This window comes from Marinovum sp. (genome assembly GCF_034669705.1).
Taxonomy (GTDB): domain Bacteria; phylum Pseudomonadota; class Alphaproteobacteria; order Rhodobacterales; family Rhodobacteraceae; genus Marinovum.
In genome coordinates, this window is record NZ_JAXMOR010000001.1 from 58,444 (window position 1) to 85,209 (window position 26,766).

34 protein-coding genes are annotated in these 26,766 nt (G+C 61.5%); 21 read left to right on the forward strand and 13 right to left on the reverse strand.

Annotated elements, in window-relative coordinates:
* Positions 1 to 210: 210 nt before the first annotated feature.
* From VOI27_RS00275 to VOI27_RS00285, 3 genes are read left to right on the forward strand one after another with little or no spacing between them, the layout of a single operon-like run.
* A complete protein-coding gene (locus VOI27_RS00275; protein ID WP_323763274.1) occupies positions 211 to 2,121 on the forward strand; it encodes a TadE/TadG family type IV pilus assembly protein in 1,911 nt (636 codons plus the stop codon).
* Positions 2,118 to 2,657, forward strand: a complete 540-nt coding sequence (locus tag VOI27_RS00280) for a TadE/TadG family type IV pilus assembly protein (RefSeq protein WP_323763275.1) — start codon at positions 2,118 to 2,120, stop codon at positions 2,655 to 2,657. Before VOI27_RS00275 ends, VOI27_RS00280 begins: the two co-directional genes overlap by 4 nt.
* Before the next feature lie 5 nt (positions 2,658 to 2,662).
* On the forward strand, positions 2,663 to 3,223 hold the full coding sequence (locus VOI27_RS00285) for a hypothetical protein (RefSeq protein ID WP_323763276.1): 561 nt from the start codon (positions 2,663 to 2,665) through the stop codon (positions 3,221 to 3,223).
* A 56-nt stretch (positions 3,224 to 3,279) separates the two neighbouring features.
* Here the strand turns inward: VOI27_RS00285 and yghX are convergent, their stop codons facing one another.
* Complete coding sequence (gene yghX, locus VOI27_RS00290) at positions 3,280 to 4,185, reverse strand: YghX family hydrolase (RefSeq protein WP_323763277.1); 906 nt, start codon at positions 4,183 to 4,185, stop codon at positions 3,280 to 3,282.
* Between the two features lie 212 nt (positions 4,186 to 4,397).
* On the opposite strand from yghX, the gene VOI27_RS00295 reads away from it, so the two are divergent.
* The gene (locus VOI27_RS00295) at positions 4,398 to 4,814 is read left to right on the forward strand and encodes a secondary thiamine-phosphate synthase enzyme YjbQ (RefSeq protein ID WP_323763278.1); all 417 of its coding nucleotides are present in this window, start codon (positions 4,398 to 4,400) and stop codon (positions 4,812 to 4,814) included.
* Between the two features lie 17 nt (positions 4,815 to 4,831).
* Here the strand turns inward: VOI27_RS00295 and VOI27_RS00300 are convergent, their stop codons facing one another.
* The 4 genes from VOI27_RS00300 to VOI27_RS00315 form a co-directional block, all read right to left on the reverse strand.
* Positions 4,832 to 5,404 (reverse strand): transposase, encoded by a 573-nt coding sequence (locus VOI27_RS00300; RefSeq protein ID WP_323763279.1) that lies wholly within the window; start codon positions 5,402 to 5,404, stop codon positions 4,832 to 4,834.
* 133 nt (positions 5,405 to 5,537) lie between these two features.
* Entirely contained in the window at positions 5,538 to 5,846 is a 309-nt protein-coding gene (locus VOI27_RS00305; protein WP_323763280.1) for an IS110 family transposase, read from the reverse strand.
* 150 nt (positions 5,847 to 5,996) lie between these two features.
* The gene (locus VOI27_RS00310) at positions 5,997 to 7,004 is read right to left on the reverse strand and encodes a hypothetical protein (RefSeq protein WP_323763281.1); all 1,008 of its coding nucleotides are present in this window, start codon (positions 7,002 to 7,004) and stop codon (positions 5,997 to 5,999) included.
* A gap of 133 nt (positions 7,005 to 7,137) precedes the next feature.
* A complete protein-coding gene (locus tag VOI27_RS00315; RefSeq protein ID WP_323763282.1) occupies positions 7,138 to 7,881 on the reverse strand; it encodes a glutathione S-transferase family protein in 744 nt (247 codons plus the stop codon).
* A 213-nt stretch (positions 7,882 to 8,094) separates the two neighbouring features.
* Here VOI27_RS00315 and VOI27_RS00320 point away from each other — a divergent pair, with 213 nt between their 5' ends.
* Complete coding sequence (locus VOI27_RS00320) at positions 8,095 to 9,003, forward strand: LysR family transcriptional regulator (protein ID WP_323763283.1); 909 nt, start codon at positions 8,095 to 8,097, stop codon at positions 9,001 to 9,003.
* A gap of 176 nt (positions 9,004 to 9,179) precedes the next feature.
* Positions 9,180 to 10,796: an alkaline phosphatase family protein gene (locus VOI27_RS00325; RefSeq protein WP_323763284.1), complete on the forward strand. Its 1,617-nt coding sequence runs from the start codon at positions 9,180 to 9,182 to the stop codon at positions 10,794 to 10,796.
* Between the two features lie 426 nt (positions 10,797 to 11,222).
* On the opposite strand, the gene VOI27_RS00330 is transcribed toward VOI27_RS00325, so the two are convergent.
* From VOI27_RS00330 to VOI27_RS00350, 5 genes are all read right to left on the reverse strand, one after another.
* Positions 11,223 to 11,975 (reverse strand): ABC transporter permease, encoded by a 753-nt coding sequence (locus VOI27_RS00330; protein WP_323763285.1) that lies wholly within the window; start codon positions 11,973 to 11,975, stop codon positions 11,223 to 11,225.
* Positions 11,976 to 11,979: 4 nt separating this feature from the next.
* Positions 11,980 to 12,780, reverse strand: a complete 801-nt coding sequence (locus VOI27_RS00335) for an ABC transporter ATP-binding protein (RefSeq protein WP_323763286.1) — start codon at positions 12,778 to 12,780, stop codon at positions 11,980 to 11,982.
* Positions 12,767 to 13,528 (reverse strand): ABC transporter permease, encoded by a 762-nt coding sequence (locus tag VOI27_RS00340; protein ID WP_323763287.1) that lies wholly within the window; start codon positions 13,526 to 13,528, stop codon positions 12,767 to 12,769. Before VOI27_RS00340 ends, VOI27_RS00335 begins: the two co-directional genes overlap by 14 nt.
* A 72-nt stretch (positions 13,529 to 13,600) precedes the next feature.
* Complete coding sequence (locus tag VOI27_RS00345) at positions 13,601 to 14,581, reverse strand: ABC transporter substrate-binding protein (RefSeq protein WP_323763288.1); 981 nt, start codon at positions 14,579 to 14,581, stop codon at positions 13,601 to 13,603.
* 82 nt (positions 14,582 to 14,663) lie between these two features.
* On the reverse strand, positions 14,664 to 15,344 hold the full coding sequence (locus VOI27_RS00350; RefSeq protein ID WP_323763289.1) for a FadR/GntR family transcriptional regulator: 681 nt from the start codon (positions 15,342 to 15,344) through the stop codon (positions 14,664 to 14,666).
* A 173-nt stretch (positions 15,345 to 15,517) separates the two neighbouring features.
* Here VOI27_RS00350 and VOI27_RS00355 point away from each other — a divergent pair, with 173 nt between their 5' ends.
* The 4 genes from VOI27_RS00355 (at position 15,518) to VOI27_RS00370 (ending at position 17,327) form a co-directional block, all read left to right on the forward strand.
* A complete protein-coding gene (locus tag VOI27_RS00355; RefSeq protein WP_323763290.1) occupies positions 15,518 to 16,204 on the forward strand; it encodes a fumarylacetoacetate hydrolase family protein in 687 nt (228 codons plus the stop codon).
* Positions 16,205 to 16,447: 243 nt separating this feature from the next.
* Positions 16,448 to 16,657, forward strand: coding sequence for a hypothetical protein (locus tag VOI27_RS00360; protein ID WP_323763291.1), 210 nt, complete (start codon positions 16,448 to 16,450; stop codon positions 16,655 to 16,657).
* 98 nt (positions 16,658 to 16,755) lie between these two features.
* Positions 16,756 to 16,992: a hypothetical protein gene (locus tag VOI27_RS00365; RefSeq protein WP_323763490.1), complete on the forward strand. Its 237-nt coding sequence runs from the start codon at positions 16,756 to 16,758 to the stop codon at positions 16,990 to 16,992.
* Positions 16,929 to 17,327, forward strand: a complete 399-nt coding sequence (locus VOI27_RS00370; protein ID WP_323763499.1) for a hypothetical protein — start codon at positions 16,929 to 16,931, stop codon at positions 17,325 to 17,327. Before VOI27_RS00365 ends, VOI27_RS00370 begins: the two co-directional genes overlap by 64 nt.
* A 479-nt stretch (positions 17,328 to 17,806) precedes the next feature.
* Here VOI27_RS00370 and VOI27_RS00375 read toward each other — a convergent pair whose 3' ends face one another.
* The 3 genes from VOI27_RS00375 to VOI27_RS00385 form a co-directional block, all read right to left on the reverse strand.
* The gene (locus VOI27_RS00375; protein WP_323763292.1) at positions 17,807 to 18,049 is read right to left on the reverse strand and encodes a hypothetical protein; all 243 of its coding nucleotides are present in this window, start codon (positions 18,047 to 18,049) and stop codon (positions 17,807 to 17,809) included.
* A gap of 1 nt (position 18,050) precedes the next feature.
* Positions 18,051 to 18,560 (reverse strand): hypothetical protein, encoded by a 510-nt coding sequence (locus tag VOI27_RS00380; protein WP_323763293.1) that lies wholly within the window; start codon positions 18,558 to 18,560, stop codon positions 18,051 to 18,053.
* Between the two features lie 373 nt (positions 18,561 to 18,933).
* On the reverse strand, positions 18,934 to 19,605 hold the full coding sequence (locus tag VOI27_RS00385) for a helix-turn-helix transcriptional regulator (protein ID WP_323763294.1): 672 nt from the start codon (positions 19,603 to 19,605) through the stop codon (positions 18,934 to 18,936).
* Positions 19,606 to 19,713: 108 nt separating this feature from the next.
* Between VOI27_RS00385 and VOI27_RS00390 the strand changes: the two genes are divergently transcribed.
* The 11 genes from VOI27_RS00390 to VOI27_RS00440 all read left to right on the forward strand — a co-directional run bounded on the left by VOI27_RS00390 (position 19,714) and on the right by VOI27_RS00440 (position 26,766).
* The gene (locus VOI27_RS00390) at positions 19,714 to 19,968 is read left to right on the forward strand and encodes a hypothetical protein (RefSeq protein ID WP_323763295.1); all 255 of its coding nucleotides are present in this window, start codon (positions 19,714 to 19,716) and stop codon (positions 19,966 to 19,968) included.
* A complete protein-coding gene (locus VOI27_RS00395; protein ID WP_323763296.1) occupies positions 19,968 to 20,441 on the forward strand; it encodes a hypothetical protein in 474 nt (157 codons plus the stop codon). The genes VOI27_RS00390 and VOI27_RS00395 overlap by 1 nt, the downstream gene beginning before the upstream one ends.
* Positions 20,438 to 20,689 (forward strand): hypothetical protein, encoded by a 252-nt coding sequence (locus VOI27_RS00400; protein WP_323763297.1) that lies wholly within the window; start codon positions 20,438 to 20,440, stop codon positions 20,687 to 20,689. The genes VOI27_RS00395 and VOI27_RS00400 overlap by 4 nt, the downstream gene beginning before the upstream one ends.
* Before the next feature lie 3 nt (positions 20,690 to 20,692).
* Complete coding sequence (locus tag VOI27_RS00405) at positions 20,693 to 21,529, forward strand: ParB N-terminal domain-containing protein (RefSeq protein ID WP_323763298.1); 837 nt, start codon at positions 20,693 to 20,695, stop codon at positions 21,527 to 21,529.
* Positions 21,522 to 23,675, forward strand: coding sequence for a transposase domain-containing protein (locus VOI27_RS00410; protein ID WP_323763299.1), 2,154 nt, complete (start codon positions 21,522 to 21,524; stop codon positions 23,673 to 23,675). Before VOI27_RS00405 ends, VOI27_RS00410 begins: the two co-directional genes overlap by 8 nt.
* A gap of 119 nt (positions 23,676 to 23,794) precedes the next feature.
* Complete coding sequence (locus VOI27_RS00415; protein ID WP_323763300.1) at positions 23,795 to 24,487, forward strand: ATP-binding protein; 693 nt, start codon at positions 23,795 to 23,797, stop codon at positions 24,485 to 24,487.
* Positions 24,484 to 25,053: a hypothetical protein gene (locus VOI27_RS00420; protein WP_323763301.1), complete on the forward strand. Its 570-nt coding sequence runs from the start codon at positions 24,484 to 24,486 to the stop codon at positions 25,051 to 25,053. The genes VOI27_RS00415 and VOI27_RS00420 overlap by 4 nt, the downstream gene beginning before the upstream one ends.
* Positions 25,050 to 25,427, forward strand: a complete 378-nt coding sequence (locus tag VOI27_RS00425; protein ID WP_323763302.1) for a hypothetical protein — start codon at positions 25,050 to 25,052, stop codon at positions 25,425 to 25,427. Before VOI27_RS00420 ends, VOI27_RS00425 begins: the two co-directional genes overlap by 4 nt.
* Entirely contained in the window at positions 25,417 to 25,746 is a 330-nt protein-coding gene (locus VOI27_RS00430) for a hypothetical protein (RefSeq protein ID WP_323763303.1), read from the forward strand. The genes VOI27_RS00425 and VOI27_RS00430 overlap by 11 nt, the downstream gene beginning before the upstream one ends.
* Positions 25,739 to 26,128: a hypothetical protein gene (locus tag VOI27_RS00435; protein WP_323763304.1), complete on the forward strand. Its 390-nt coding sequence runs from the start codon at positions 25,739 to 25,741 to the stop codon at positions 26,126 to 26,128. Before VOI27_RS00430 ends, VOI27_RS00435 begins: the two co-directional genes overlap by 8 nt.
* Entirely contained in the window at positions 26,125 to 26,766 is a 642-nt protein-coding gene (locus VOI27_RS00440; RefSeq protein ID WP_048532401.1) for a DUF3164 family protein, read from the forward strand. The genes VOI27_RS00435 and VOI27_RS00440 overlap by 4 nt, the downstream gene beginning before the upstream one ends.

The following is a 26,766-nucleotide window of genomic DNA, read 5'->3' on the forward strand; positions in this document are numbered from 1 at the left end:
CCGGAGCTGACCGCCAAAACAGGCTTTAACTCATTGAAATAAGAGAATTGTTCTCGACCTGTCGTCTGGCGGGACAGGAAGGATTTGCCTCAATTCGTCTCAGATAACCTTATTCTCGCCCAGATTGTGCCCCCTCTCGGAACGATTTCTCACGCGAAAGTAAACGTCGCACGGAGGCTTCGGTCTCTGATTTCGAGAGGGACTGATGTGATGACAGGATTTGCGATACGGCCCGCCAGCTTTGTCCGCCGCTTCCGCAAGGACGAGGCCGGCAATGCCACCATAGTCTGTGTCTATCTGAGCCTCGCGATCCTGCTGACCACCGGCGCGGCCATCGACGTGATGCGCTACGAGGCGATCCGCACCAAGATGCAACACGTGCTCGACCGCGCCGTGCTGGCCGCCGCCGATCTCGACCAGCAGGCCGATCCCTCGGGCGTGGCGCTGGATTACGTCTCCACCGCAGGGGTCTCGGGCGCGCTGACCTCGGTGGTGGTTGACGACGGGCTGAACTATCGCACGGTGTCGGCCACCGGCACCACCAGTGTGCAGACGCTGTTCATGCGGATGGCGGGGATCGACACCCTGAGCGCCCCGGCGGCCAGCACCGCCGAGGAAAAAATCGCAAACGTGGAAATCTCACTGGTGCTCGGTATTTCCGGCTCGATGCGTCTCAACAACCGGCTCGAGAACCTCAAGCCCGCCGCCAAGGCCTTTGTCGACAAGGTGATGACCTCCGAGACCAACGGTGTCACCACGCTCAACCTCGTGCCCTATGCCGGCCAGGTGAACCCCGGCAAGGAAATGTTCGACTACTTCAACGGGCGCCGGCCGAAGGTCTGGGAGAACAACGGCTGGGGCAACGGCGACCAGGATGCGCCCGGCAACTCGCTGTGCAACAACAACGCCGAGAACGCCGAGGCAGGCGCCGCCGATCCGAGCTGTGCCGAAGGCTTGCCCGAGGATTCCGCCGGTGGCCGATTTTCCCCATGGCCGCAGGCGATCTCAAACGTCGTGTACTACTTCGATCTCGACAACGACGACCAGTACGATGTCGCCCACAAGATTGAGAGCTTCCCGGAAAGCGCCCCGCGCGACGCCGACGACTTTTTCAAGGGCCATGTCGCCTACCTGATGAATGCCCATGCGGAACTCTCTGATCCGAACATGTTCCTCGGTGCTTCGATCAAGGGCGGCAACGAGAAGAACAAGTACTTTCAGGTGAAGGGCGACCAGAACGGTCCCGCAAGCGATCTCGGCCCGACCAAGAATCAGGGCAAGATCCCCGGCGAGACCTACAACTACGGCAGCATCAACCATGCCAGATGGGAAGCGTCCTATGTCGCGCCGAAGGGCAACACCAACACCAACTCTGACACCAATACCAAGTCGCCCAACCAGAAGGTCAACATGACGTCCTCCTGCGTCGAGATCTACGACGCCGAGTTCGACAATACCTCGCTGCCCACCTCGAGTGACAACGTACCGCACTTCATGTTCTGGCCGATCGAGGAGACGGTGATGGACTGGGGCTGGTGCCCCGAGGACGACACCGCGGTCCGCTACTACTCGAACGACGCGGCCGAGCTGAAGACCTTCATTGATAATCTGCGGATGCATGATGGCACCGCCCCGCAGTACGGCATGAAATATGCTTTGGCGCTGCTCGATCCCGCCACCCGCGACGCCGTGAGCTTCATGATCGACGAAGGTCACGTGGACCCCAAGTTCGAGGGACGCCCAATTGCCTGGGAGAACACCGAGACCGAGAAGTTCATCGTCCTGATGTCTGACGGCATGGTGACGGACCAGTTCCGGCCCACCGATCCCAAGGCGTCGGAAAACGGCGAGGTTGAACTGCAAATCCAGGGAGCGGCGAGCTACGTCAACTTCTCGGATCAGGCGACCAACGTCTCCAACCTGCACAAGCAATGCGACCTGGCCAAGTCCAAAGGTGTGGTGGTTTTCACCATCGCCTACGAAACCAACGACGAAGCGGCGGCAGACATGCAGCACTGTGCCTCCTCCGCCAGCCACTTCTTCCGCACCAATGGCGCCGAGATCTCGGATGTCTTCGATATGGTGGCCCGACAGATCAACAACCTGAGGCTGATCCAATGAGACGTATCCTGAAGAGGGTTACCGCCAGGTTCTGCCGCGACGAAGGTGGCGCGGCCTCGACCATCGAATTCGCGATCATCATGCCGCTCTTCGCCCTGTTCCTCGGCGCGATGGTCGAACTGGGCTGGATGAACATCCGCCACGCCATGCTGGAGCGCGGGCTTGACACCACGGTTCGGGAAATCCGCCTCGCCACCGGCTTCGTGCCCACCTACGAGACGATCCGCGACAAGATATGCGCCTCGGCCGGCATCATTCCCGATTGTATCGCCACGCTCCGGCTCGAGATGAAGGTGGTCGATCCGCGCGCCTTCACCGGCATTCCTGACGCGGCCGAATGCCAGAACTCGGCCGAGGATCCGCGCCCGCTGCGCAATTTCCAGAGCGGCGAGGACAACGACATCATGCTGCTGCGCGCCTGCTACAAGTTCGAGCCGATCTTCCCGACCACTGGGCTCGGCGGCAGTCTTGTCAAGGATGCCCAGGGCTTCACCGCCATCGTTTCGACATCCGCATTCGTCCAGGAACCGAGGTAACCGCCATGATCGCCACGATCTTGCAGAAACTGCGGCAGTTCGCCAGTGACACCCGGGGCGGGGCCAGCCTCGAGCTGATCATCTTTACACCGCTGCTCTTTACCATGCTGGCCGGCGCCTATGTCTACTACGATGCCTACCGGCAGAAATCGATCAACATCAACGCCGCCTATACCATCTCTGATGCGCTCTCCCGCGAGACCGATGCGGTGGATGATGCCTATCTCGACGGTCTGCACGGCATGCTGGATTTCCTGACCCATGCCGACACACAGGTCGGGTTGCGGGTCACCATGGTGCGCTGGAACGCGCACGAGAACCTCTATCTTAGCGACTGGTCCAAGACCCGCGGGCCGCTCTATCCGCTGCACAACCGCGACCTGAACACCACCCTGACCGCGTACCTGCCGACTCTGCTGCACAACGAGCGGGTGATCGTGGTGGAGACCTCGACGGTCTACTCGCCGACCTTTGCGGTGCCGGGGCTGACCGGCGACCAGGAGCTCTACAACTTCGCCTTCACCCGGCCGCGCTTTGCCCCCAAGCTGGAATGGGCCGGCAGCTAGAGCCCGCCGGCCGGTGGCAGGAAAAAGGGCGTCCCGCGGGGCGCCCTTTGCCGGGGTCAGCGCAAATACCGGTCGAAATGCGCGATCGTCCGCTCCCAGGCCAGCTCCGCCGCGGCTTCGTCATAGCGCGGTGTGCTGTCGTTGTGGAAGCCATGGTTCACGCCGTCGTAGATATGCGCCTCATAGGTCTTGCCGTGCTCCTTCAGCGCTGCCTCATAGGCCGGCCAGCCCTCGTTGATGCGGGTGTCGAGCTCGGCATATTGCAGCAGCAACGGCGCCTCGATCCGCGGCACGTCCTCGGCGCTGGCCTGGCGGCCGTAGAATGGCACCGAGGCCGCAAGCTCGGGATAGGCCACCGCCAAGGCGTTGCAGACCCCGCCGCCATAGCAGAAACCGACGCAGCCGACCTTGCCGGTGGTGTCGTCATGATCGGCCAGGAACTCGTAGGCGGCAAAGAAGTCGTTCATCAGCTTCTCGCCATCGACCGTCTGCTGCAGCTCGCGGCCCTCGGCGTCATTGCCGGGATAGCCGCCGACCGAGCTCAGCCCGTCGGGCGCCAGCGCAAGGAAGCCCGCCTTGGCCACCCGCCGCGCCACATCCTCGATATAGGGGTTGAGGCCGCGGTTCTCATGTACCACCACGACTGCCGGCACCGGACCCTCGACGCCTGTGGGCCGCACCAGATAACCGCGCACCTCGCCGTGGCCCTCGGGCGAGGGGTAGGTGATGTATTCCGGCAGGATGTCGGGATCGGTGAATTGCACCTGCTCGGCCATCGCGTAATTCGGGCTGAGCATGTCGAGCAGCGCCACCGCGGTCACGCTGCCCACGGCGAACTTGCCGGCACGGTCGATGAACTCGCGGCGGCTGATCCGGCCATGGGCGTAGAAATCATAGAGATCGAGCAGCTCCTGATCGAAATCCTTCGCGGTCATGCGGGGGAGGGGGGACGTCTCGGTCATCGGTATACCTTTTTGATAAAGCGAACCCTTGTCCTGCGGCCCGCCGGGCAACGATACAGCGCAGCGGAAAGGAGGCCATGGAAAATCCGGCCCGGCGCCGGTCTTGCGGCTCACAACTGCGTGGGTCCGGGGGCGCCCGCTCATGGACAGCCCGCCCGCCGCGGCCTATCACCGCTGTCATCCACAGCGGCTGACCGGGGGCCAGGGCCAAGATGCAGACCACCTTCACCATCGCCACCCGCGGCCCCGGGCTCTACGAGTTCACCCGCGAGGTCGCGCAATGGGTCGCGCGTTCAGAGCCGCGAGACGGTCTGCTCACCCTGCTGATCCGCCACACCTCGGCCAGCCTGCTGATCCAGGAAAACGCCGATCCCGAGGTACAGGGCGACCTGCGCGCCTTTTTTCACCGCCTGGTGCCGCCGGCGGACGATCCGGCGATGTCCTATCTCACCCACACCTACGAGGGCCCCGACGACATGCCGGCCCATATCAAGTCGGCGCTGTTGCCGGTCAGCCTGTCGATCCCGGTGCAGGCCGGGCGGCTGCGGCTTGGCACCTGGCAGGGCCTCTATGTCTTCGAGCATCGCCACGCCCCCCACAACCGCCAGATCGCGGCCCATCTCGCCTGATCCCGGGCTTCTTCTGTTCACAAATACCCTCGGGGGAGTCGCCAAAGGCGACGGGGGCAGAGCCCCCGACTATCCGTAAACTGCCTATTTGGCCCTGTCACGCCGAAGGCGTGCCTGCGGCACGACGCAACGACGATCAGCAATCGGCGGATGTCGGTCTGCCCCATCCTGCTGACAGAGCCCAACATGGTCTTGCCACCCGTCGACCTCTGTCGCGGCACCAGGCCAAGCCAGGCCGCGAAGTTGCGCCCGCTGTCGAACGTATCGAGATCCGGAGCGAACGCCGCGACGGCGCCGGCCGTGACGGGGCCGATCCCGGGAATGGTGCAAAGCCGCCGCAACCCGTCATCTGTCTTCGATGCCTCTTCCAGCCCGGCCGCCAATCGATTGATCACCTCTGTCAGCCTCGCGATCTGTTCAACGTAAATTGCTCCCATCTCCTGAACCGGATCGGGTAGATCGCTGGTCTGGTCTACCAGTGCGTTCTCAAGAATCTTCAGGCTCGCCGGCCCCTTCGGCGCCACCAGCCCGAACTCGGCGAGGTTCCCCGGAGGGAATTGATGAGCTGCGTGCGCTGCCGGACCAGGCATTGATGCGTCCGAAATGGGCGTCCATCAGGGCGCCATAGGTTCGAGCCCGATAGACGACGCACGACCCTGTGTCTCGGCACTCTTGACCGCCACGGACCGCATGGTCGGTCGCATGGCTGCCTCCGCGATGGCTTCAGCATCCGCGCGGTCGTTCTTCTGAATCCGCGCGGTCGTTCTTCTGACGCTTCACGAACGGTTTTACGTAGGCTGCCGGGATGAGCCAGACCTCGTGGCCGTGCTTCTGCGCCACGCGGCCCCAGTGATGTGATGTGGCACAGGCTTTCATCGCCGCGATGCAAGCCGAGTGCTCGGCCAGAAGCGCTGTCAGACGAGCCCGAGACAATACCCGATTGTATATAACCGTCCCATCCGCTGTGACCGCGCAGACCTGAAAGCTGCCCTTCGCCAAATCGATCGCCAGCATGTTGATCGAAGTCATCATTGGTGTGCCCACCACTTGGTTCCTCTGGGACCATCATGGCATAAGAGATGCCGCTGTTGGGGGCATCCGCCGCATCAGTTCATCCGTCAGACAGAGCGGCGTCAAAGCGCGACACCTCCAAGATGGCGGTGCGCGCTTTGTGTTCCGCCCTTACTCGGCCGATTGCGCCTTGTAGAAATCGAGCGCCGCCTGAGCGTCGATACCGGCGGCGCTGGCGTCTTTGAGCCATTTTTCGGTGACGAAGGCTGAGGCCTCGATCAGCGCGGCTTCGAAAGCCGGGTCTGCATCGACCACCTCAATACCCTCATTGCCGTATTCCGCCTCGGCCTCGGCGCTCGAAGCATCCCATGCGGTGCCGAATGCGGCAGCCAGGTTTGCACCGCTCACTTCCATGATCGCCGCCTGATCCTCGGGCGAGATCGTCGCCCATGTGTCCTCGTTCACGAACATCGAAAAGGTCGTGGTATAGATCGGCGCGGCGAACTTTGTTTCAGATGTCGCATAGGCCATAAGCTGAAATGACCGAAGCGCATCCGCGTCGACGCCGAGGAATCCGTCAACCACGCCGCGCGAGATGATTTCGTTGGACTGCACCGCCGGGGTGGAGACGACACCTGCTCTCAGGCTCTTGGCGATCTCTGCAAGCGGACCCGGCAGGACCCAGATCTTGCGGGACACCAGTTCCTCGATCGAGTTGATCGGTGTGTCGGTCTGGCTGTAGAGGCGGCCGGGCGAGATCACGAACTGCGACAGCAAGTGCACGGTGTCGAATTCGTCAGGAAAGAACGCGCGGTTTGTCTCCCAGAGCGCAACGCTCATCTTCGCGGCATCATAGTTGCCGACGAAAGGCTGCATCGCGACCGCCGGGCCAGGAAACCGGTTCTGGATCAGGCCATTGAACTGGATGGCCACGTCCGCCAGCCCTTTTTCGACCGCGGTCAGCTGTTCCGGCGGCGGCGCCACCGATTTTGGCAGGATACGCGCCGTGACCCGGCCCTCCGTGACGCGCTCGACGTCCTCGATCCAGGCGGGTACCACGTTGGTACAGACCTGATGACCGGACCCGAAAAAGCAGTTGACCAGCAGCCGCGTCTCGGCCTGTGCCGCGCTGCTCGCGGCGACAAGGGTCAGGGATGCCATGAGATGCTTCAGTTTCATGATTTTGGTTCTCCTCCAATAGGCGCGGCGATTGCGCCGGCCTCTTCATTCTTGATCGGTGGCGCGTCCGGTCCCTCCCTCGGGCGCGCCGTGCCCGGTCCGGCTCAGGCTTGGTCTGATGCCGGCGCGGCCTTCAGGCTGCGTTCGCGTCCGGGTTCGGGAAAGCGTAAGCCTCGGCATAGGACGGAAGCGACTGGACCTTGGCGACCCAAGCGCCGTAGTGTGGACGCTTCGAAAAATCTGTCAGCATGTCGAGCTTGTTGGCCTGGAATCGCTCGGGGTAAGGCGCCATCGCGATGTCGGCCAGAGTCAGCCGATCTCCGCACAGCCATGGCGTTTTCGCGAGTTGCACCTCCATCATGTCGAGAACGGTTTCGATCCGTTCGATCGCACTGGCTTCTTCGGCTTCCGAAACGCCATGCTCGAGCCGATGCAGGAGAATGCGGCGCTTTTCCGGGTTGCCGACCTTCATCCACAGGGCCTTCAGCTCGTCATGCGAGAGACCGACGAACTTGTCGCTGTGTGACCGGCTGTGCGACAGCGCGTTGATCGCCTTGTGCACGGCATATTCGAAACGGTCCATCCAGACCCGCATCATCCCGCGCGCATAGGCATCCTCGGGGATCAGCCTTGTCCCGGTGTCAAAGACCTCGTCGAGGTATTGCATGATGATCAGGGATTCGATCAGGACCCGCCCGTCATGGTCCAGCGCGGGAACGTAGCTGTTCGGATTGATCTCCTTGTACCAATCCTCGAGCTGCTCTTTCTTGCGATGGATATCCACGTGGTGGCTGACCCAGTCGACCTGCTTTTCCGCAAGGGTCATTCGCACTCGACGTGAACAGGTTGAACTCCAGTAGTGGTATAGTTTGAGCATGTGTCCGACTTCCGCTTGACGGTTGAAATGTCATGGCGGGACGGCCTGCCGTCCCGTCGTTTTCTTCGGCGATGTGTTTCGGAATGTTCAGGTCAACATCCGCGACACCGCTTGCGTTGAAACGGATGTTGAACGGCGGCAGGTATAATGTAAAATCTAAAGAAAATCCCCTTCCATAGAGAACGTCTATACCTGATGGACCCAAAGCACCTCATGCAACTGGCAATCATCGTTGAACTTGGCTCGGTCACCAAGGCGGCGCGAAAGCTGAACGTCACGCAGCCCACCTTGTCGCGCACCGTCAAGATCATCGAGGATCGGGCCGGAGGCGCGGTCTTGCGTCGGGGGCGCTACGGGGTCACGGCTACGGAAATCGGTGAGCGACTGGCCACCGAAGGCCGTGCGATCCTGCGCAGCACGGAGCAGGCACAGGTCGCGGTGCAGGAATGGCGCAATGGTCTTGTCGGCGAACTGCGGGTCGGCGTGGGCCCCATGCTCGCCGCGACCGTCATGGGTGATTTCTTTGTCGAAACCGTCAAGGCCCCGCCATTCTACAGCCTGAAACTGCATTGCGAAGTCGCCGCGCGACTGGTCAAGCGGTTGAAGGATGACGAACTGGATGTCGCCATTATCCCCTATGAGCTGGACCGCCAGGATGACGGTCTGTTTCGCGAGAAGATTCTCCGCGAGCGTCTGTCGATCTTCGTCGGCGCAGACGACCCGTTGGCGTGGAAGACCAACGTCTCGCCACAGGACCTCTCAGAATATCACTGGATCTCGGTTGGCGCGATTTCAGGGCTGTTCGACATGACCCGTGAAACCCTGGATTGGTTGGGCCTGACAACCGTCACGCCGTCGATCGAGATATCGGGCGACGTCACCATGACGTTCCGACTGCTGGAGAAGACGAACTCCTGCAGCATGCTGCCCTTTCGGCTGGCCGGGGCCTTCCAGGAGCGGTTCCGCGTGGCGCCTGTCGGCCTGAACGTGGAACTTCCGTCGCGCAATATCGGCCTTTGGACCAAACTCGCCAGCCGGGACCGTCCGGATGTGGTGGATTTCATAGAACGGCTGAATGCCTACCTGACGAAGGCGGTCGCACAGGCCACGGTGCCGCGGTGACACGAAAAGGTCACCCGTTCGGGTTCCAGCCTATGTGGACGCTCCGCTTCCAGTCATAGAGAAATGATTTGGCCTCCGGTAAAAACCGAATTTTACATCATACCTCCGCATGTCCATAGTCGGTGGACCCGCTGCGGTCCTGCCGCTGCATTCCAATCGCCAAGGGCTGACAAAGAATGAACGTATTGTGGATCATGGTGGATCAACTCCGCTGGGACTACCTGAGCTGTTACGGGGCTGTGCATATCGACACGCCGAACCTTGACTGGCTGGCCGCGCAGGGCATGCGGTTCAACAAGGCCTATGTGCAATCGCCGATCTGCGGACCCAGCCGGATGAGCTATTACACCGGTCGTTACGTCCGCAGTCACGGATCCACCCTGAATGGCACGCCGTTGCGGGTAGGCGAGCCGACACTGGGCGAGCACCTGCGCGACGTGGGCGTCAAGTATTCGCTGGTCGGCAAGACCCACATGGCGGCGGACCTCGCCGGCATGAAACGCCTGGGCATCGACCCCGACAGCCGGATCGGCACCTTGGTGCGGGAATGCGGATTCGAGGTGGTCCTGCGCGACGACGGCGAAAATCCGACGGCCCATCCCGGGCGCAGGGGCGAGGACTACGAAGCCTACCTGCGAAGCCACGGCATGGAGGGCGATAACCTCTGGGAAGAATGGGCGAATACCGGGATCACGCCCGACGGCGAGCTGGTTTCGGGCTGGGTGCTGGAAAACGCGGCCTATCCCGCACGGGTGCCGAAAGAGCACTCCGAAACCGCCTGGCTGACCACCCGCGGTATCGACTACATCAAGGCCCAGGGCGACCAACCCTGGCTCTGCCACCTGAGCTATATCAAACCGCATTGGCCGTACATGGCGCCGGCACCCTACAACGACATGTACGGTGCCGACGATCTGCCACCGGTCAACCGCAGCCCGTCGGAAAAATCCACCGACCATCCGCTGCTGCGGGACTGGTTGAAGATGCGGGTCTGCAGGCATTTCTCCCGCGACGAGATCCGCGACAAGGTCGCCCCCGTCTACATGGGACTGATCAAGGAGCTGGACGACCAGTTGGGCCGGCTTTTTGACTTTCTGCGCGAAAGCGGCCGGATGGACGACACGATGATCGTCTTCTGCTCGGATCACGGCGACAACATGGGCGACCACTGGATGGGCGAGAAAGACCTCTTCTACGACTGCTCCGCCCGGGTGCCGCTTCTGGTCTACGACCCCCGGCCGGCCGCGGACGCGACGCGTGGCACGGCCAGCGACGCGCTTGTCGAGGCGATCGACCTGGCACCGACCTTCGTCGAGTTCTTCGGAGGCGCTGCCAAGCCGCACATCCTCGAAGGGCGCTCGCTCTGCCCGATCCTGCACGGCGAGACACCGGATTGGCGGGGTTTCTGCGTCTCGGAATACGATTATGCCACCCGGCCGCCCCGCCGTGCCAACGATATCGACCAGGCCGACGCGCGAATGGTCATGATCTTTGACGGGCGTTGGAAATACGTCCATGTCGAGAAGATGCGCCCGCTGCTCTACGATCTGGAGGCAGATCCGAACGAGTTGAACGAGCTTGGCGCCGACCCGCAGTACTCCGATCAGATTGCCCGCATGCAAGCGATGCATTTCGACTGGAGCCGACGACATCACACGCGTCTCACACGCGACTGCGACGCCATCGAGAAGGCGACCGACCGGGGCGCCCCGCCCGGCGTGCTGATCGGATACGCGACCAAGGACGAGGTGGAGAGGGACGGCCGTATTTTCCCTGCGCATGTGACACGGTAGGGCCGCCAATCCTGCACCGCCGCGCGCTTCATCGGGAATTGATGTGATGCCATGGCTGGACGTAACCGGGCGGCCGACGTCAGACACGTCTGAACATAGGACGTGAGGGGGTCCTCACGCCCGTTGTGCGTACCGGCCCTGACAAGATAAGCGCACCCGCCAGAACCCCGAACATCGGCCGCACCAAGGGCGGAACGTGTGAATCCGCTACAGGGGCGATGCCGGCGTGCCACCATCACCTAAGCCGACATATATGCGAGCTTGAAGGAGTGTCCTTCACTGCACTGCCGCAAGGGGGCTCTTGATCTGACTTCTCTCGAGAACCCGAAGCCTGTCGTGGGCGGGCTCGCGGAAGCATTCGCATCGTGGCAAGGACGCCCAGCCTGCCTCCGCAGGCCGGGCAACGCTGTGCGGCAGCCCTGAATGTCAGCGTTTCGCGGCGTAGTAGGCGACCCGCCGTTCAAGGTAGGCAAGGAACTCCGAAATGGTGAACGCGAGAGCAAAGAGCACAATCAGCACCGCCCAGAAATGCGCCATCAGGAAGTTCGAGGAATAAAGCTCGAACAGCGCGCCGAAGCCGACAATCGAGATCAAAAGCTGCCCGATGATCACCCCTTTGACCGCCCGGATGATGCCGATGCGGACGCCGCCGAGGATCTCGGGCAGCGCGGCCCAGAAGTAGACCTTGAAAAAGGCGTCCGTCGGCGACGCGCCGAAGGACCTTGCCATTTCGACCAGCGAGCGGTTGATCTGCTTCACACCCGCCCGCGAGTTCAGGATGATGATCCAGATCGCGAACAGGGTCGTGGTGATGATGATCGACTTCATGCCAAAGCCGAACAGCACCATCAGAACCGGCACCAGTGCCGTCAGCGGCGCGCTGAGAAAAACGTTGACCCACGGCAGTAGCAGTTCGTCCAGAAGGCGCGAGCGCCCCATCAGGATGCCGACCGGAATGCCGATGAAGACGGCAAAGAACACCCCCAGCGAGAACGCATAGGCGGTTTCTCCGAGCGCCTTGAGGAAGGCTGGCGTGCCGATGATCTCGAACAGCGTGGCCAGAACTTCGGACAGCGGCGGGACGAAGAATGTCACGTCCAGTTGCCCGATGAGTTCCCACAGCAGGCCCCAGATGATCAGCGAGGACATGCCCGGCAGGTTGTAGCCATAAATCTTCATGTCCTCACTCCACGTAGCTGCGCAGCGAGGCCCAGATATTGTCGACGATATCCAGATACTCCGGGTCGCGGCGGATCTTGTCGATGTCCTTGTGGCGAAAGCCCGAGGGCCGGATGATCTCGGACACGCGAGAGGGGCGGGGCAGCAGGATAGCGATCTGGTCGGAAACATAGACCGCTTCTTCGATCGAATGGGTGACGAAGATGAAGGTCTTGTTCTCGTTCTGAACGAGGCCCAGCAGATCCTCCTGGAACTTGCGCCGTGTCTGCTCGTCGACCGCCGAGAACGGCTCATCCATCAGCAGGACCTTGGCATCGACGGACAAGGCACGCGCGAGGCCGACCCTCTGGCGCATCCCGCCGGAAAGCTCATGCGGGTAGCTGCTCTCGAAGCCGGCAAGCCCGACTTCCTTGATGTATCGCGCGGCGATGTCCTCGCGCTTGGACTTGTTGACGCCGCGCAGTTCCAGCCCGAAGGCCACATTGCGCATGACCGAAGCCCAGGGCAGCAGGGCGAAGTCCTGAAAGACGAAGGCCCGGTTGGGGCCCGGCCCGGTGACCGGCTTGCCATTGACCTCGACCTCACCCGAGGTCGGTTCGAGCAGCCCGGCGATGATCTTCAGGAGGGTGGTCTTGCCGCAGCCGGAGGGGCCGAGCAGCGAGGTGAGTTGGCCGCGCGGAAACTCCAGCGACAGGTTCTTCAGCGCCTCCACCGCGCCGTAGTTCTTCGAGATGTTGCGAACCGAGACGGCGATCTCGCTCAGGGCGGGTTCTGCCTTGGCAGTGGCTTCCTTAGTCAGTGACATATCCACGGTCGTGTCCTTTGAAGAGAGATTTTTCGGTGCGCTCCAGAAGGTTCAGGAACAGGACGGCCAGCACGATGATCGAAAAGATCGCGGCATACATGCTGGGATAATCGGCAATCGACCGGCTGAAGGTGATGATGTCGCCGACGCCGGTCGGAGTGATCTTCAGCTCGGCCAGGATGGCGCCGATAAACCCGGCCGAGACGCCGAGGCGCAGCCCCGAGAAGATCAGCGGCGACGCGGCGGGAATGATGATCTTGATCAGCATGTCGGTGCGCGAGCCGAGGAAGGATTTGCACATCTCCTTCATCGATTCCGGAGTATGGCGGACCGCGCCTGCAGTGTTCAGAACGATCACCGGCATCGCCATGATGCAGACCACGAACACCTTGGACGTCAGTCCGATGCCATAGGCCATGACCAGAAGCGGGATCAGTGCGGCCAGCGGCGCCGACTGCATGACGATGAAGATCGGCGACACCAGCCAGTCGAAGAACTTGCTGAGGCCGATCCAAAGCCCGAGTCCGATGCCCAGAACCGTGGAGATCGCCACGCCGAAGATCAGCGGCCTCAGGGTTTCTGCGTAGGCGTTCCACAGCCGTCCGTCGAAGGCCATCTCGACAAGCGCGGCCATGGATTCAATAAACGTCGGAAAAGCGTAGCTGACGGGTATCCTGCCAGCGATTTCCCAAGCCCCGAAGATGATGAAGGCAGACAGGAATTTCAAGTAAAGCGAGCGGTTCGCCATGGGGTGCGGTCCCGTGTCATGGAAGAGGAAGTGGTGACCGGACCAAAGTGCCAGTCCGGTCACCCGCGTGCTTTACTGCATCGCCTTGTCGAGCGGTGCGAGGTACCAGAAGTCCTCGATGTTCAACTCTGACGGAGCGCCTTCCAACTGGCCGGCTGCCGAGTACCACTCGAGATCGGCGTTGGCCGCTACCTTGCCGCCACCGTCCTTGGAATAGAGCCCAGCCTTGACCGCATCGCCGTAGAAGCCGTCAAGCTCGTCGAGGATCTCTTTCGGCAACTGGCCGATCGGGCCGTCCGGGTTGGTCTCGCGGCGGATGATCGTCGGGTCCTCGTGCATGTCGCGATAGACGCTGAGCAGCGCGTTGACGAAGATCTCCACGTCTTCCTCGTTGTTCTTGATCCAGTCGAGATTGGCGAACAGCGCTTCGTCTGAGGCTTCCACTTCGAACATCTCGAGCACGTTGAACCGGTCGGCCTCGGGGCTGCGCATCAGCTTGTTGGTGTTCGACAGGTCGATGATCGTGGCATCCGCCTGACCGCCCAGCAGCGCGGCAACCCGGTTGGACGAGCCCGGTACGTAGGACCGGGCGCCAAACTTCATGCCGATCCGTTCCTCAATCACATTGGCGATCGAATCCGTGCCGCCGCCGCGCGAATGCAGCAGGATCGGCTCACCGTCGAGATCCTCGAGTGTTTCGTATTTCTTGGTGGTCACTGGGAAGAATTTCAGCTTGGAGAGCTGAAAGATGATCCGGATCGGCGCTTTCGACCGCTGCATCGCTGCGTAGGGCGTGCCGAAGCCGATATCCATCTGTCCGCTGAGTACTGCCTGGATGGCCAGCTCTTCGTCGGAAAAGGCGGTCCATTCATAGTCCAGACCCTCGGCCTTGGCGCGGTCGAGTGCCACGAAGAAGGCCGCCAACTCATCTGATGGCGTCTCGGCCAAGGCGATCTTGATCGTCTCGGCCTGGGCCATGGCGGGCAGCATCAGGCTGCCGGCCATCACCGCCCCGGCGATGAACGCCGTGGTCTTGCGAAATAGATGTTTCATCAGTTCCTCCCTTGGATTTTGCTTCTGGTCCTAACCGGCAGGCTGGCGCGGATTTTTCCGTCTTCCGGCCCCCGGCCTGCTCTCAGATCTCCCCGAACAGGCGCGCCGACACCGATCCGATGTGCCGCCGCATCGCGTCATGCGCCGCCATCGGATCGCGCGCCTCGACGGCGGCGGCGATATTCCTGTGCTCCTCGAAGCTGGTGTGACTGCGCGGCGGGCGGATGCTGTCACGCACCACCCTGCGCCACGCAACATTGCGCTGAACCTTGTTCATCTGGTCATACAGCGTCACCAGCAACAGATTGTCCGAGGCCACGGCGACAGCATGATGAAAGGCGTCGTCATGCGTCTCGTACTCGGCCCAGGTCTCCGCCTGCTCGCAGAATTCGACGGCCCGCATGATCTGCGCGACGGCCTGGCCCGAGGCATTGACCGCCGCCTCACGGGCGATCGCCGGCTCGATGCTCAGGCGGGCGCGCATCACCTTGACCGGGGTCAGGTGGTGACCGATGTCCGGCAAACCGGGCTCGGCGGCCTTCGGCTCGGACAGGAACGTGCCTTTGCCGACATGCCGCCAGATCAGACCCTCACGCTCAAGCGAGTCGAGGGCCTTGCGCAGCGTGGTTCGCGACATTCCCAATGCGCTGATCAGGTCGCGTTCGGCCGGAAGCCTGTCACCGGGCGCGTAACCGCCGGCGTCAATGAAGGCTCTCAGACTTTCCACGCTGGCCTGTCGGCTGATGTGCATTGGTTGATCCATTTCCGTTTTCATCCTCTAATTGATCTACCAATTAGGGAGTATTCCGTCGATTATGGCCGATCAATGCTATATTGCAAGGAATAAAAATCGATATTATGCGCGCCACTCCCGATTGATCCGAAATTGATCTGGGCCTATGACTTTTGAGAGCGAATCAAAAACCTGGAGGAACCATGCCCGACTACATCATCGAACCGCCGCAGCCCGTGGGGCTACCAGTCGCTGGAAGCGATGCCCTGTTCCCGGTCCGCAGGGTCTACTGCATTGGGCGCAACTACGCGGCGCACGCGATCGAGATGGGCGATGATCCGGACCGCGACCCGCCGTTCTTCTTTCAGAAAAACCCCGACAATCTCGATCCGTCGGGCGAATTTCCCTATCCGACAAAATCCGACGACGTGCATTACGAGGCCGAGATGGCCGTCGTGCTCAAACAGGGCGGTGTCAACATTTCGCTGGATCAGGCGCTGGACCATGTGTTCGGCTACGCGCTGTCGCTCGACATGACGCGACGCGACCTGCAGGGCGCAGCCAAGAAGAAGGGCCGCCCATGGGAGGTCGGCAAGGCCTTCGAGCGCTCGGCTCCCATCGGACCGATCCTGCCGGTGGACCAGGTCGGCCATCCTTCCGAGGGGCGGCTCGAGCTGACGGTGAACGGCGAGACCAAGCAAGAAGGCGACCTGAACCAGATGATCTGGAAGGTGCCGGAGATGATCTCGTACCTCTCCGAGTATTTCGAGCTGGCACCGGGCGATGTGATTCTGTCGGGCACCCCCGCCGGTGTCGGGCCGGTGCAGAAGGGCGACGTCATGGAGCTGACCATCGAGGGCCTCGGCAGCCTGAACGTCCCGGTCGTCTGACCGCGGTGACCAGACAGGGGCCGCCCCGGCGGGCGGTCCGCAATGCCCAGGAGGCTGCCATGGGCAACTCAATCGCTCCCTGATCGCGGCGCATGACGCCAAGGCTCCTGCCATCGGTGCGCCGAAGCGGGCGTGATTGAGTTATGGCGGCCTGCGCGCGCGCGCGCCGATGTCTCTCGTGCGCATTAGCAAGGCATAGGGCGCGGTGACCGGGTCGCCATCGTTCTGCCTCACGGGCCGGAGATGATCGCCGACTCGGCCAAGAACCTGCTGATCAACGGTGGTGCAACCGGCGAGATCGTCATCAGCGGCCCTTACGTCACGCCGGGCTACGAGGGAAATCCCAACGCCAATGCCGAGAACTTCTTCGAAGCGGATGGCAAACGGTGGTCCGCACCGGCGATCAGGGGGCGTTCGACACCGAGGGTTATCTGCGTCTCACCGGGCGCTTGAAAGAGATCATCAATCGCGGCGGCGAGAAGATTAGCCCGCTCGAGGTAGACGCGGCGCTGCTGTCCCATCCCGAGATTGCCCAGGCTGTCTGTTTCGCCGTGCCGCATCCGAAGCACGGAGCAGACATTGCCGCGGCGGCGGTTCTGACAGAGGGATCGGCCTTGGATGAAACGGCCATCCAAAGATTTGGGGGGGTCCGCAAACCGTGTTGGTCGACTTCGCCAGGTGAAGGAAGCGCCTATATACCTCCGTTTTTTGGCGGAGGACGCCCTTGCTTCACCACGATGCTCGCCGTCTTCTCGACGCGCTCGATGGGCTCAATCCGGCCCAGATAGAATACGCCCAATCCAAGATCCGCGATCTTCGGCGCAGGACGGAGGCGATCTCGGAGATAGAGGCCCGGACGAACCAGGCAGGCACCTGCCCGCACTGCGGCGACGGCACGCGACAGAAGTGGGGCGCACACGGACCCAAGTCCAGCGCTACCGATGCGGCGGCTGCCGGAAGACCTACTCCGGCAGAACCGGCTCCGCAATCGGTGCTTAAGCTTGCAGGCCGGCTCGGGCTCAACAAATACACCATCTGGCGTTGGCGAATGCTCATGTTCTCGATCATCGTTGGAAGCTCTGCCGGGAGTTTCTCCGGGATCGTCGAGGCTGACGAGTGTTAGTTGAAACAGATTCTTTCAGGGAAACCGGAAGACCCAAGATGACGCCGGACTAAGCCGGATAGCCTTTAAAATCAGGGCGTTGCGGCGAGGGTGTGCTGTAGGCACGGTCGAGGCGTAATACTTTCAGGAGTACTGGAAATCGCAGTTCCGAGCGACTGGAAGCCCGGATGTGATCGTTAATCAGGGCGGACCGTGTGTGGCGTCTAAGTGCTGTTCAATAAACAAAGAAACCGCCCCTGAAGTGCTGTTCAAGGCGGTTTCAACAGGTCTCTCAGACCGATTTTTCTGGACTCTGGCGTCCTAGAAGGCTGCAGACGTCCGAGAACGGAAATTTCGACGATAAAACATGTGGTTAATTCGGATTTTCCTGCGCGATGCCGGCGTTGAACTTGGACGCGATTTTTAGGGGGTGTCCGCAAACCGTGTTTTTCAGCTATGCGGACAAAGCGGTCACTCGTGGGAGCTATTAGGTTGCGGCCCTATTCAGGGCTAATCGACTTGTCGTCGCGTCGGTTTTCTCTGTTTTCCTTTATGGCATCAAGCGTCGCTCTGCGAGCCGCCTTTTCTGACAAAAGCACAATCGATTCATGGCGGCCCTTGAGTTCAGCTAACTCTAGTTCTAATTGCCGTACTCGTTCCGTGAGGGCCCCTACTTCGTCGGAAAGCTGTTCTGCTATGCCCACAGCGTTAAGTATTACTTTGATGTCAGAGTAGATGCTCATCTCAGATTTGTTTTAACGTTACAGATTTCCGCAGAAACACCTGTATATCGATTAAAGAAAGTACGGATTCTGCTGCCTCCAGGCGTCGCCTCATTATCTCGACGAGATTAACCGCGATTCCCATCTTCGTCCCATTCTCATTGAAAATCAAAAGAACATCTTCTGGGACGTCTTCTATATTAAGGTAGCGGTTAAATACAATTAGCGCTTCAGCTTGATGGCTTTCAAACTGAGAAAACTCCAACGAGTCAGCGTCCAATGACGAACCACTTAGATAGAATAAATCTATCATCCAAGCACTCTCTCCCGAGCCATCTTGGAAGTCGGCAACGCCAGAATAGGAAATATTGTCAAGTGCACCAACAAAGCTTTCGCCCGATTCTAAGATAAGTATCGCTCTAATAGGGCCATCTTGAAGAAACCTTTCGACCCGAGAAGCTGGAACAGGGATACCCCGTTCATTGAAAATATTCTCACCGGGATCTTTGGGGTTTCTTAAGAGATTGAGCATGACTTCTGGTGTATAGCCGAATGACCGTAGCGTTCTGATGCGCGCAACTTCAACAACGCTACATCAAGAAAGGGCGTGTGGCTACTAGGATTTCCGGTCCATTCCACACTGCAAGACAATCTCGGTTGCGTTGCTGTTTGCCACTAAGCCACCTGTTCTGGAGGCCGCTATCGGTGAACTTAGAACATACGCGATGGGCTCGGCGGAGACCTCACCCGTGACGTCAAATCTAAGCCTACGACGCGCGGACGACTTCGATCGAAATGACTTTTTCGGTGTCTATCGACTGAACGCGGTTCGTGAACGCAGTGCGGATCTTCTTGTAGCCGAGACGTGCGCCTTCCATGTATGTTCCGCGAACTGGGGCGTGATGCTACCGGACAGACAGAACTGCCCGCACCGGACCAATGACCTGCATGTGAACATGGTTACTATATGGAAGCACAACCGGCGGAGTAGCTCTTTCTTCGAAGGTCATTACGAAGCTGCTGCCAGATTTGGACAAATAGCCGATAAGTAGCCTGCTACTCTCTCTGAGCGCGCATAGAACGGGCGTATCGAAATCCTTCGGTACTTCACGTTCCAGTAGTACTATCGAATTTTTCGAGATGACGGGGTTCATGCGGTCATCGACGGCCATAACCGCGGTGAGCGATTTGGCGTCGAGGCCTTTGCTCTCCAGCCAAGCGCGCCCGAGGGCGACCGGCGGCAGCTCCATATTCTGGACTTCGGATTTGTGATAGGGAATAGCCGCATACCCACGCTCTAGCGCCTCTGTGCTGCCTTCGATCGAGATCCTCAGAAACGGCTGTACGGCGCCGACCTGGTCTTCTGCGGCAAGCCTTGGTGGACCAACATAAAACTCAAGACCAAGCGCGTTACAGAGCGCTTCCATCGTCTTGATGCTGGGTGAGCTGCCGGTCTTCATATCTTGAATAGGCGTTCGCTTTCGAGAGCCCAACGCCATTTCGGCGACATCAGCCATCGACAATCCGAGTTCCGCCCGACGCGCTTCTATCAGGTCAATCACTTTGTCCGCCTTCATGGTGGAGGAATGCACTGAAACGCAGGTTCAGGCAAGTTTCCTCTTGCGTCAAGCATGCAGTGGAAATAACCATTGTGTTAACGATGGAAAAAACCATGAGCAGGGCTGATGCAAATTTCGAACCTCGTTACGCTTGTCGATACCTACCGATCCGCTGTGAATCGCAGCGAGGCCACCGTTTCCAACAAAGTCACTGGAAGCCACGCGCGGCTGTTTCAGCGCGCCCGCGCAAATCTGGGCTGCACGCTGAAGACCTATACTGAAGCGCTGCAGTGGTTCTCGGACAACTGGCCTGCCGATCTTGAGTGGCCTCAGGGCATCGAACGCCCGGCTCTGAGGGTGAAAGCGAGAAAGGCATCGTGATGACAAGTCGCGCTGACCTTCAGGCCGTGGTCGAGACTGCCACCGAGGGTTTGACCAACACCCAGATCCTGGCTGTGGCGTGGTGGATGGTTGAACGGGTTGCAGACCCAGAGGACTTCCACCAGCTCGACATGTTCCTCGGGATGACAGCCGAGCATTGCCGCGACGTTCGCCTCGAAGCGGCCATTGCCGCCGATCGCGAGGCCTTTGCAGAGGGAAACTTTTGCGCAGGTCCGCCCGATGGGAGGCTGCCTGTCTTTTTGCGGGAAGAGTTGCTGGATCGGGCCGCCGCCACTCACGCCGAAACGCTCGATCCTGAGCCAGGGCTGCGTGCACGTATGCGCGTAGCCCTGGCAAAAGCCAGCGACTGGTTTGCCCGGTCCGACGACACCTGGACGGGCAGCATTGTTGGCGGTGTTTGCTTCGTTGCGACCGCCACTCTTGGATTTCTCTTTGCCGGAGTTTTGCAGTGACTCATTTCGATCTGACCCCGCGCTCGCCGGTAGAGCGCTGGAACCACTTGCAAGAGCAGCTGCGTAAGGCGCGGCTCTGTTGGCCGGCGATGGCCGACATCTATGAGGCTGCCGATGTCCGCGAGCAAGCGGCGGCCGATTATAGCCAGCACGTCGTGGCCGCAATAACCGAACTCGATGCGCTCGATATCCAAGGCGCTCTGTACGATGTGCCGGAGCTGCTCGATCTGACCTACGGGAGGGCGTGAGCGATGCCGGCTCCCCAGAAAATCAGCACCATGCGGCTGGCTGTCAGCGAAATCGAGATCCCGGACCGGTTGAGGGATGTCGATCCGAAGAAGGTGGCGCTGATCGTGCAGTCTGCCAGCGATGGCCATGGCATTCGCGATGCGATCCACGTTCGCAAGACCAGCAAAGGGTATTTCCTGATTGATGGGCGCCATCGTTTGGCGTCTTGCGATCCGCTAGGTCTGGATGATCTGGAAGCGGATATCTGGAAATGTACAGAAGATCAGGCGCGGTTTATGGAGGCCGATGCCAACCTCTCGGGGGGCTTCCTGACTCCGCTCGACATGGCTGTCAGCTTGGCCGAGCGCAAGCGGTTCTATGAGAAGATGTACCCGGAAACTAAGCGCGGCGTGGCCGGCGCAATGGCTCGGCATGGACAGCAACAGACAGAAATGTCGTTTGCTCAGTACATCGGTGAAGTCGTCGGGATTACAGCGCGCCAGGCGCAACGCATCGTTGCTGCCGGTGAAGGATTAAAGAGCGACGATGTCGCTGCGCTGCAAGTCGTGTCGCGCCAGCTCAAGATGAACGATCTGTACGAGATCGCGAAGGTCTCCGAGGATGCCGAGCGGCGTGAGGTGGTCCGCGCGTTGGCTGCGGGCAAGGCGAAGACAGCATCGAAAGCCCGCAAGCTCTACGCCGCCGCAACCGGTGACGCACCTGCGCCGGTCGATCCGGTCGATGCCGAGTTCCAAGCGCTGCTGAAGGCTTGGGGCCGTGCTCGCAGGTCTGCCCGGGCGCGTTTCCTGGATCGAATCAGCGATGAGCTGCGCGCAATGCTGGAGGCCGACAATGCCTGAACTGCGCAGCCCCGATCGCGTATGGTGGACGCCTGACCAATTGGCAGAGGCGGCTCTGCCCGATCTTCCGCAGACTGGGCGTAGGATCAACGCGATGGCTGCGCGATTCAACTGGCGCGCGGTGACAGGCAAGGCGCGCCGCCGGAAAGGAAAGGGCGGCGGTTGGGAGTACCATTGGACCCTTTTGCCGATGCGCGCGCAGCAGGCCTTGCTGGCGACCGTCAAGCAGGATGGTGCTCCGCAACAGATGCCGCGGGGCGAGGCATGGGAATGGTTCGAGGGCCTGCCCGAGAAGCACCAGGCAAAGGCGCGGCAGAGACTGGCCATGATCCAGCGGGTCGAGGCCCTGGTCGCCGGCGGTCTTGGTCGCGATCTGGCCGTGCGGGAAGTGGCTCAGATCGAAGGCGTCAGCGGAAAGACGATCTGGAACTACATGGCCGACATCGCGGGCGTCAGGATTGATGACCGGTTGCCATATCTTGCGCCACGCTATCAGGCCGCAATGCGCAGGGTGCAGCGCGCCGAAGTTGACGATGCGTTCTGGGAGTTCCTCAAGAGCGACTACCTTCGCCCGGAAGCGCCCTCTTTCGCCAGCTGCTACCGACGCGCCGTGCAGGTTGCCCGCGATCAAGGGTGGCAGACCGGCAAGGAACGGACCATGCGCAACAGGCTCTCCGCAGAGGTCCCGGAGCTGACGCAAACCCTGTGTCGTAAGGGCGTGGATGCGCTCAAGGCACTGTATCCCGCCCAGACCCGGGACCGTGTCTCGCTCCATGCGATGGAAGCGGTAAATGCCGACTATCATCGGTTCGACGTCTTCGTTCGCTGGCCGGTCGATCCTGGCTCGAACAGCGGTGGGGGCCAGATCGTACGCCCGCAGCTGGTGGCGTTTCAGGATATTTATTCCGGTCGCATCCTCAGCTGGCGGCTGGACCGGACGCCCAACAAAGTGGGCGTGAGCCTCGCGCTCGGCGACATGATCGAGCGGTTCGGCATTCCCAGCCACGGCGTGCTGGATAACGGCCGGGAGTTCGCCAACAAGTTCCTGACCGGCGGCGTCAAGACGCGGTACCGGTTCAAGGTCAAGGATGACGATATCCCAGGCATCCTCACAACGCTGGGTGTCGAGATACACTGGGCGACGCCCTACAGCGGCCAGTCAAAGCCGATTGAACGCGCCTTCAGGGACATGGCCGACGACATCGCAAAGGATCCCCGGTTTGCCGGTGCCTATACGGGCAATCGTCCAGACGCCAAGCCGGAAAACTATGGCAGCACGGCGATCCCGCTCGAGGAATTCATCGCTGTCGTGGCGCGCGGTATCGAGGAACACAACGCGCGTCCGAACCGGCGTGGCCAGACCACCGCAGGGCGCTCGATCATCGAGACATTCGAGGAATCCTATGCCAATGCGCCGATCCGAAAGGCGACGCCGGAGCAACGCCGGCTCTGGCTGATGGGGGCCGAGGGGGTGAAAGCCGACAGTCGCAACGGGCTGATCCGCTTCATGGGCAACGAATACCACGCCGAATGGATGTACGAGATCGCCGGCGACTGCGTCGTGGCCCGGTTCGATCCGGCCGACCTGCGCGCGCCGCTGCATATCTACGCGCTCAGCGGGGGATATCTGGGAGAGGCCGAGTGCCGTGTTGCGGCTGGCTTCTTCGACCTCGACGAGGCCCGACAGCATAACGCAGCGCGCAAGAAGTGGATCAAGGCCGAGAAGGAGGCCGCCACTGCGGCGCGTACTCTGCGCACCAAGGAACTGGGTGGCTATCTCGACGGGATCGCAGCCCGGGAGCCGGCCCCTGCGCCGGAAACCAAGGTGGTGCGGATGATGCCCCAGCAACGCCCGGTCAAGGGCGCGCCGAAGGCAGCGCCATTGTCCGAGACCGAGAGTGCGCAACGCGCGGCCTTTGTCGCCGACTTCCAGGCGCGCAAGACCGAGAAGGACGAAGCTGCCGCCAAGCGCGACGACGCGCGGGAGCGGTTTGCCAGGGCCGAGGAAATCGAGGCCCGGTTGGCCGATGGCGAAGAGGTCTCTCGGGACCTGATCCGCTGGATGGAGGGCTATCGGCAGACACCGGAATATCGCGTCTTCAAACGCGAGAAAGAGACCCCCGCTCGGGACGCTAGACAGGATTGATCGGGGTGAAGGTGGCGCAGCGGGCTGGACCCCCGCCAGCGCCTGTTGACGAAAGCAACGAGGTCAGAATGACAGAGAGCAGTCAGATCCACAATACATTGGCGCCCCTGAGGAACGTCATGAGTTTCATGACTATGGTCGAGCGCCTCAACGGCCGCAGCAGCGGCATCCCCGGTATGGGGTGTTTCTACGGCCCGGCCGGTTTCGGCAAAAGCATGGCGGCGATGTACTGCGCCATGCGGACCGAAGCCTGCCTTGTCCAGTGCGAGAGCTGCTGGACGCCCACCGCGCTTTGCGAGGCGATCCTCGACGAGTTGGGGATCAAGCCGCAGTCGACCGTCTGGCGGATGGCCAAGCAAATCCAGCAGGCGCTGGCGAGCGAAGGCATTCCGCTGATGATCGACGAGGCCGATCACATCGTGGCCAAGAAGTACATCGAGCTGATCCGCGACATCTACGAGAAGAGCCAGGTGCCGGTGATCCTGATCGGCGAAGAGGCGATGCCCTCGAAGCTGCGGCACTGGGAGCGGATCAACAGCCGCATGCTGGCGCGCGTTCCGGCGCAACCGCTGGACGACGAAGACTTCGAGGTTCTGAGGAACATCCGCTGCCCGGACGTCGAGCTTGCCGATGACCTGGTCGCGGCGATCAAGGGTGCAAGCCGCGGCTCGGCCCGGCTGATCGTCAACAACCTCGACAGCGTCCGGCTGGAGGCCCAGGTGCGCGGCGTGCGCCGCGCGCTCTCTCTGGCCGACCTGGGCAAGTTCGAACTGCATGACGGCATCCCGGCCGAGATGCGGAGGCTCGCATGAGCTGGCGCACCAAGGATCCCGAGCGTCTCGACTACATCTGGCGCAAGGCGCAGGCGCTGAGCCTGGCTGGCCCGTTCACCTATCAACAGCTGAGTGCCGATGTCGGTATGGACGTCAAGTATATCGGCGTGCTGTGCCTCGATTGGGAAAAGGAAGGCAAGCTTCAGCGCGTGCCGTCGGAGCGGTCTCAGCATGTGCACATGCAGGTCCCCCAGCATCTGAACCGCGGGCGGATTGCCGTCGACGAGGATGGGAGGGATACCGCTCAGGACCGGATGTGGCGGGTGATCCGCAAGATCGGTTCCTTCGATGCGCGCGACGTGGCGATGTATGCCAACAGCCCCGAGCTGACAATCTCGGAACGCGCCGCGGCCGAGTTCTGCCGGATGCTCTGCCGCTCCGGCTACCTGCGCGTTCTGCGCAAGGAACAGCCTGGCAAGAAGCTGGCGGTCTATCAGCTGGTGAAGAACACTGGGCCGCGTGCACCCCGCGTCCGCCGCCTGAGTGTGATCTGGGACGACAACCTCGAACGGATCACCCATCTGCCGGACGGGGTGACGACATGACCTCGGATCCGCTTGCCAAGGCCCGCGCCGCCTGGGGTGCAGACATGCCCGACTGGGTCGCTCTGCTCGCCAGCGCCTGCGCCGGCGCCAGCCAGAACCAGGTGGCCAAGCGCCTGGGCGTCTCGGCGACGCTGGTCTCGAATGTGTTGGGGGCCAAGTACACCGGTGACATGACCCGCGTCGAAGACATCGTTCGCGGCGCCTACGCCCGCCTGGTCACCGACTGTCCGGCACTGGGCGAGTTGCCCACCGACATTTGCCGCAAGTGGCGCCGGAAGGCGCGCAAGCTCAACAGCGCCAATTCGCTCAATGTCACCATGTTCCGGGCCTGCAACCGGTGCCCGATCCACAAGGGAGCCGATGATGGTCAGTAAGCGTGACGAGGCAATCGCCCTGGCCCGACAGGGACACCCGCCGGCCGAGATCGCTGTCAGGACCGGCCTCGCGGTCAACTCGGTCTATCACTACCTGCGCGAGGCGCGCCGTGCCGGAGAGGACATCCCGAACTTCCAGCGCGGCCCACGTTTGGGGAAGGTGATCTGCATCGACGCCGCGACCGTTCAGGCACTGCGGCCGCATGCCAACCGGCGGATGTGCAGCACCGACGAGCTGGCGCGTCAGATCGTCCGGCGCGCGGCACAGGGCGAGCTGATCGATTCCATTCTCGACGACGAGGTGGCGCTTCATGGCTGAACCGGAACTGACACCGATGCAGGTCATCGAGCTGACCGCCAGCGCGATCAAAAAGGTGCACCTCCGCGGCCGGCGCGGCGTCGAAATGGTGACCCACGACGAGATCGTCGCCGTGATCGGCACGCTGCTCGATATGGGAGCCGGCGCCCTGGCGGGTCTAGAGGAGGCTTTGGCCGAAGACCGCGATGCTGTGCGGTACCGCTGGCTGAGGATGCGCAATCCCGATGCGATCGAGGCCGGCGGCGTCTTTGCCGGTCTCACCCCCGACAACGTGGTTCTGACCGGCGAGGACCTCGATCAAGCGATCGACGCCGCGATGGCCGAGGTCGACGTCGCGATGGCCGCGACCTCACCCATTCTCAACGAAGGAGAGCAGAGATGACAGAGCAGACGCCAATTCCCGGTGTCGAGATGATCAATGGCACCCCGCACATGCAGGACGGCAAGGGCCGTTGGCAGCCGGTCAGCACCATCAAGCCGCAGGACCTGCTGGAGCATGAGACCGTGTGCAAGATCATCGGCCATGCCGAAGACCTCAGCGCCCAGGTGACCCGGTTCAAGGCGCACACCTTCGACGATCTCGGCGACTTCGAGGCGCTGTTGGCGCAAGAGTACGAAGCGACACGCGGCGGGCAGAAGGGCAACAAGACCTTCCTCAGCTTCGACGGGCTCAAGAAGGTCCAGATCGCGGTGCAGGATCACATCGATTTCGGGCCGCAGCTGCAAGTGGCCAAGGAGTTGATCGACGACTGTCTCAACGAATGGGCGGCCGAGGCCAATGACAACCTGCGCGCCATCGTCACCCGCGCCTTCAATACCGACAAACCGGGCCAGGTGAACCGGGCGGAGATCTTCATGCTGCTGCGGCTGGAGATAGACGACACCCGCTGGAAGCAGGCGATGGTGGCGATCCGCGATGCGATGCGCGTGGTCGGATCCAAGACCTACGTCCGCTGTTATCGCCGCGAGACGCAGGAGAGCCCGTGGCAGGCGATCACCATCGACCTGGCGAAGGCCTGA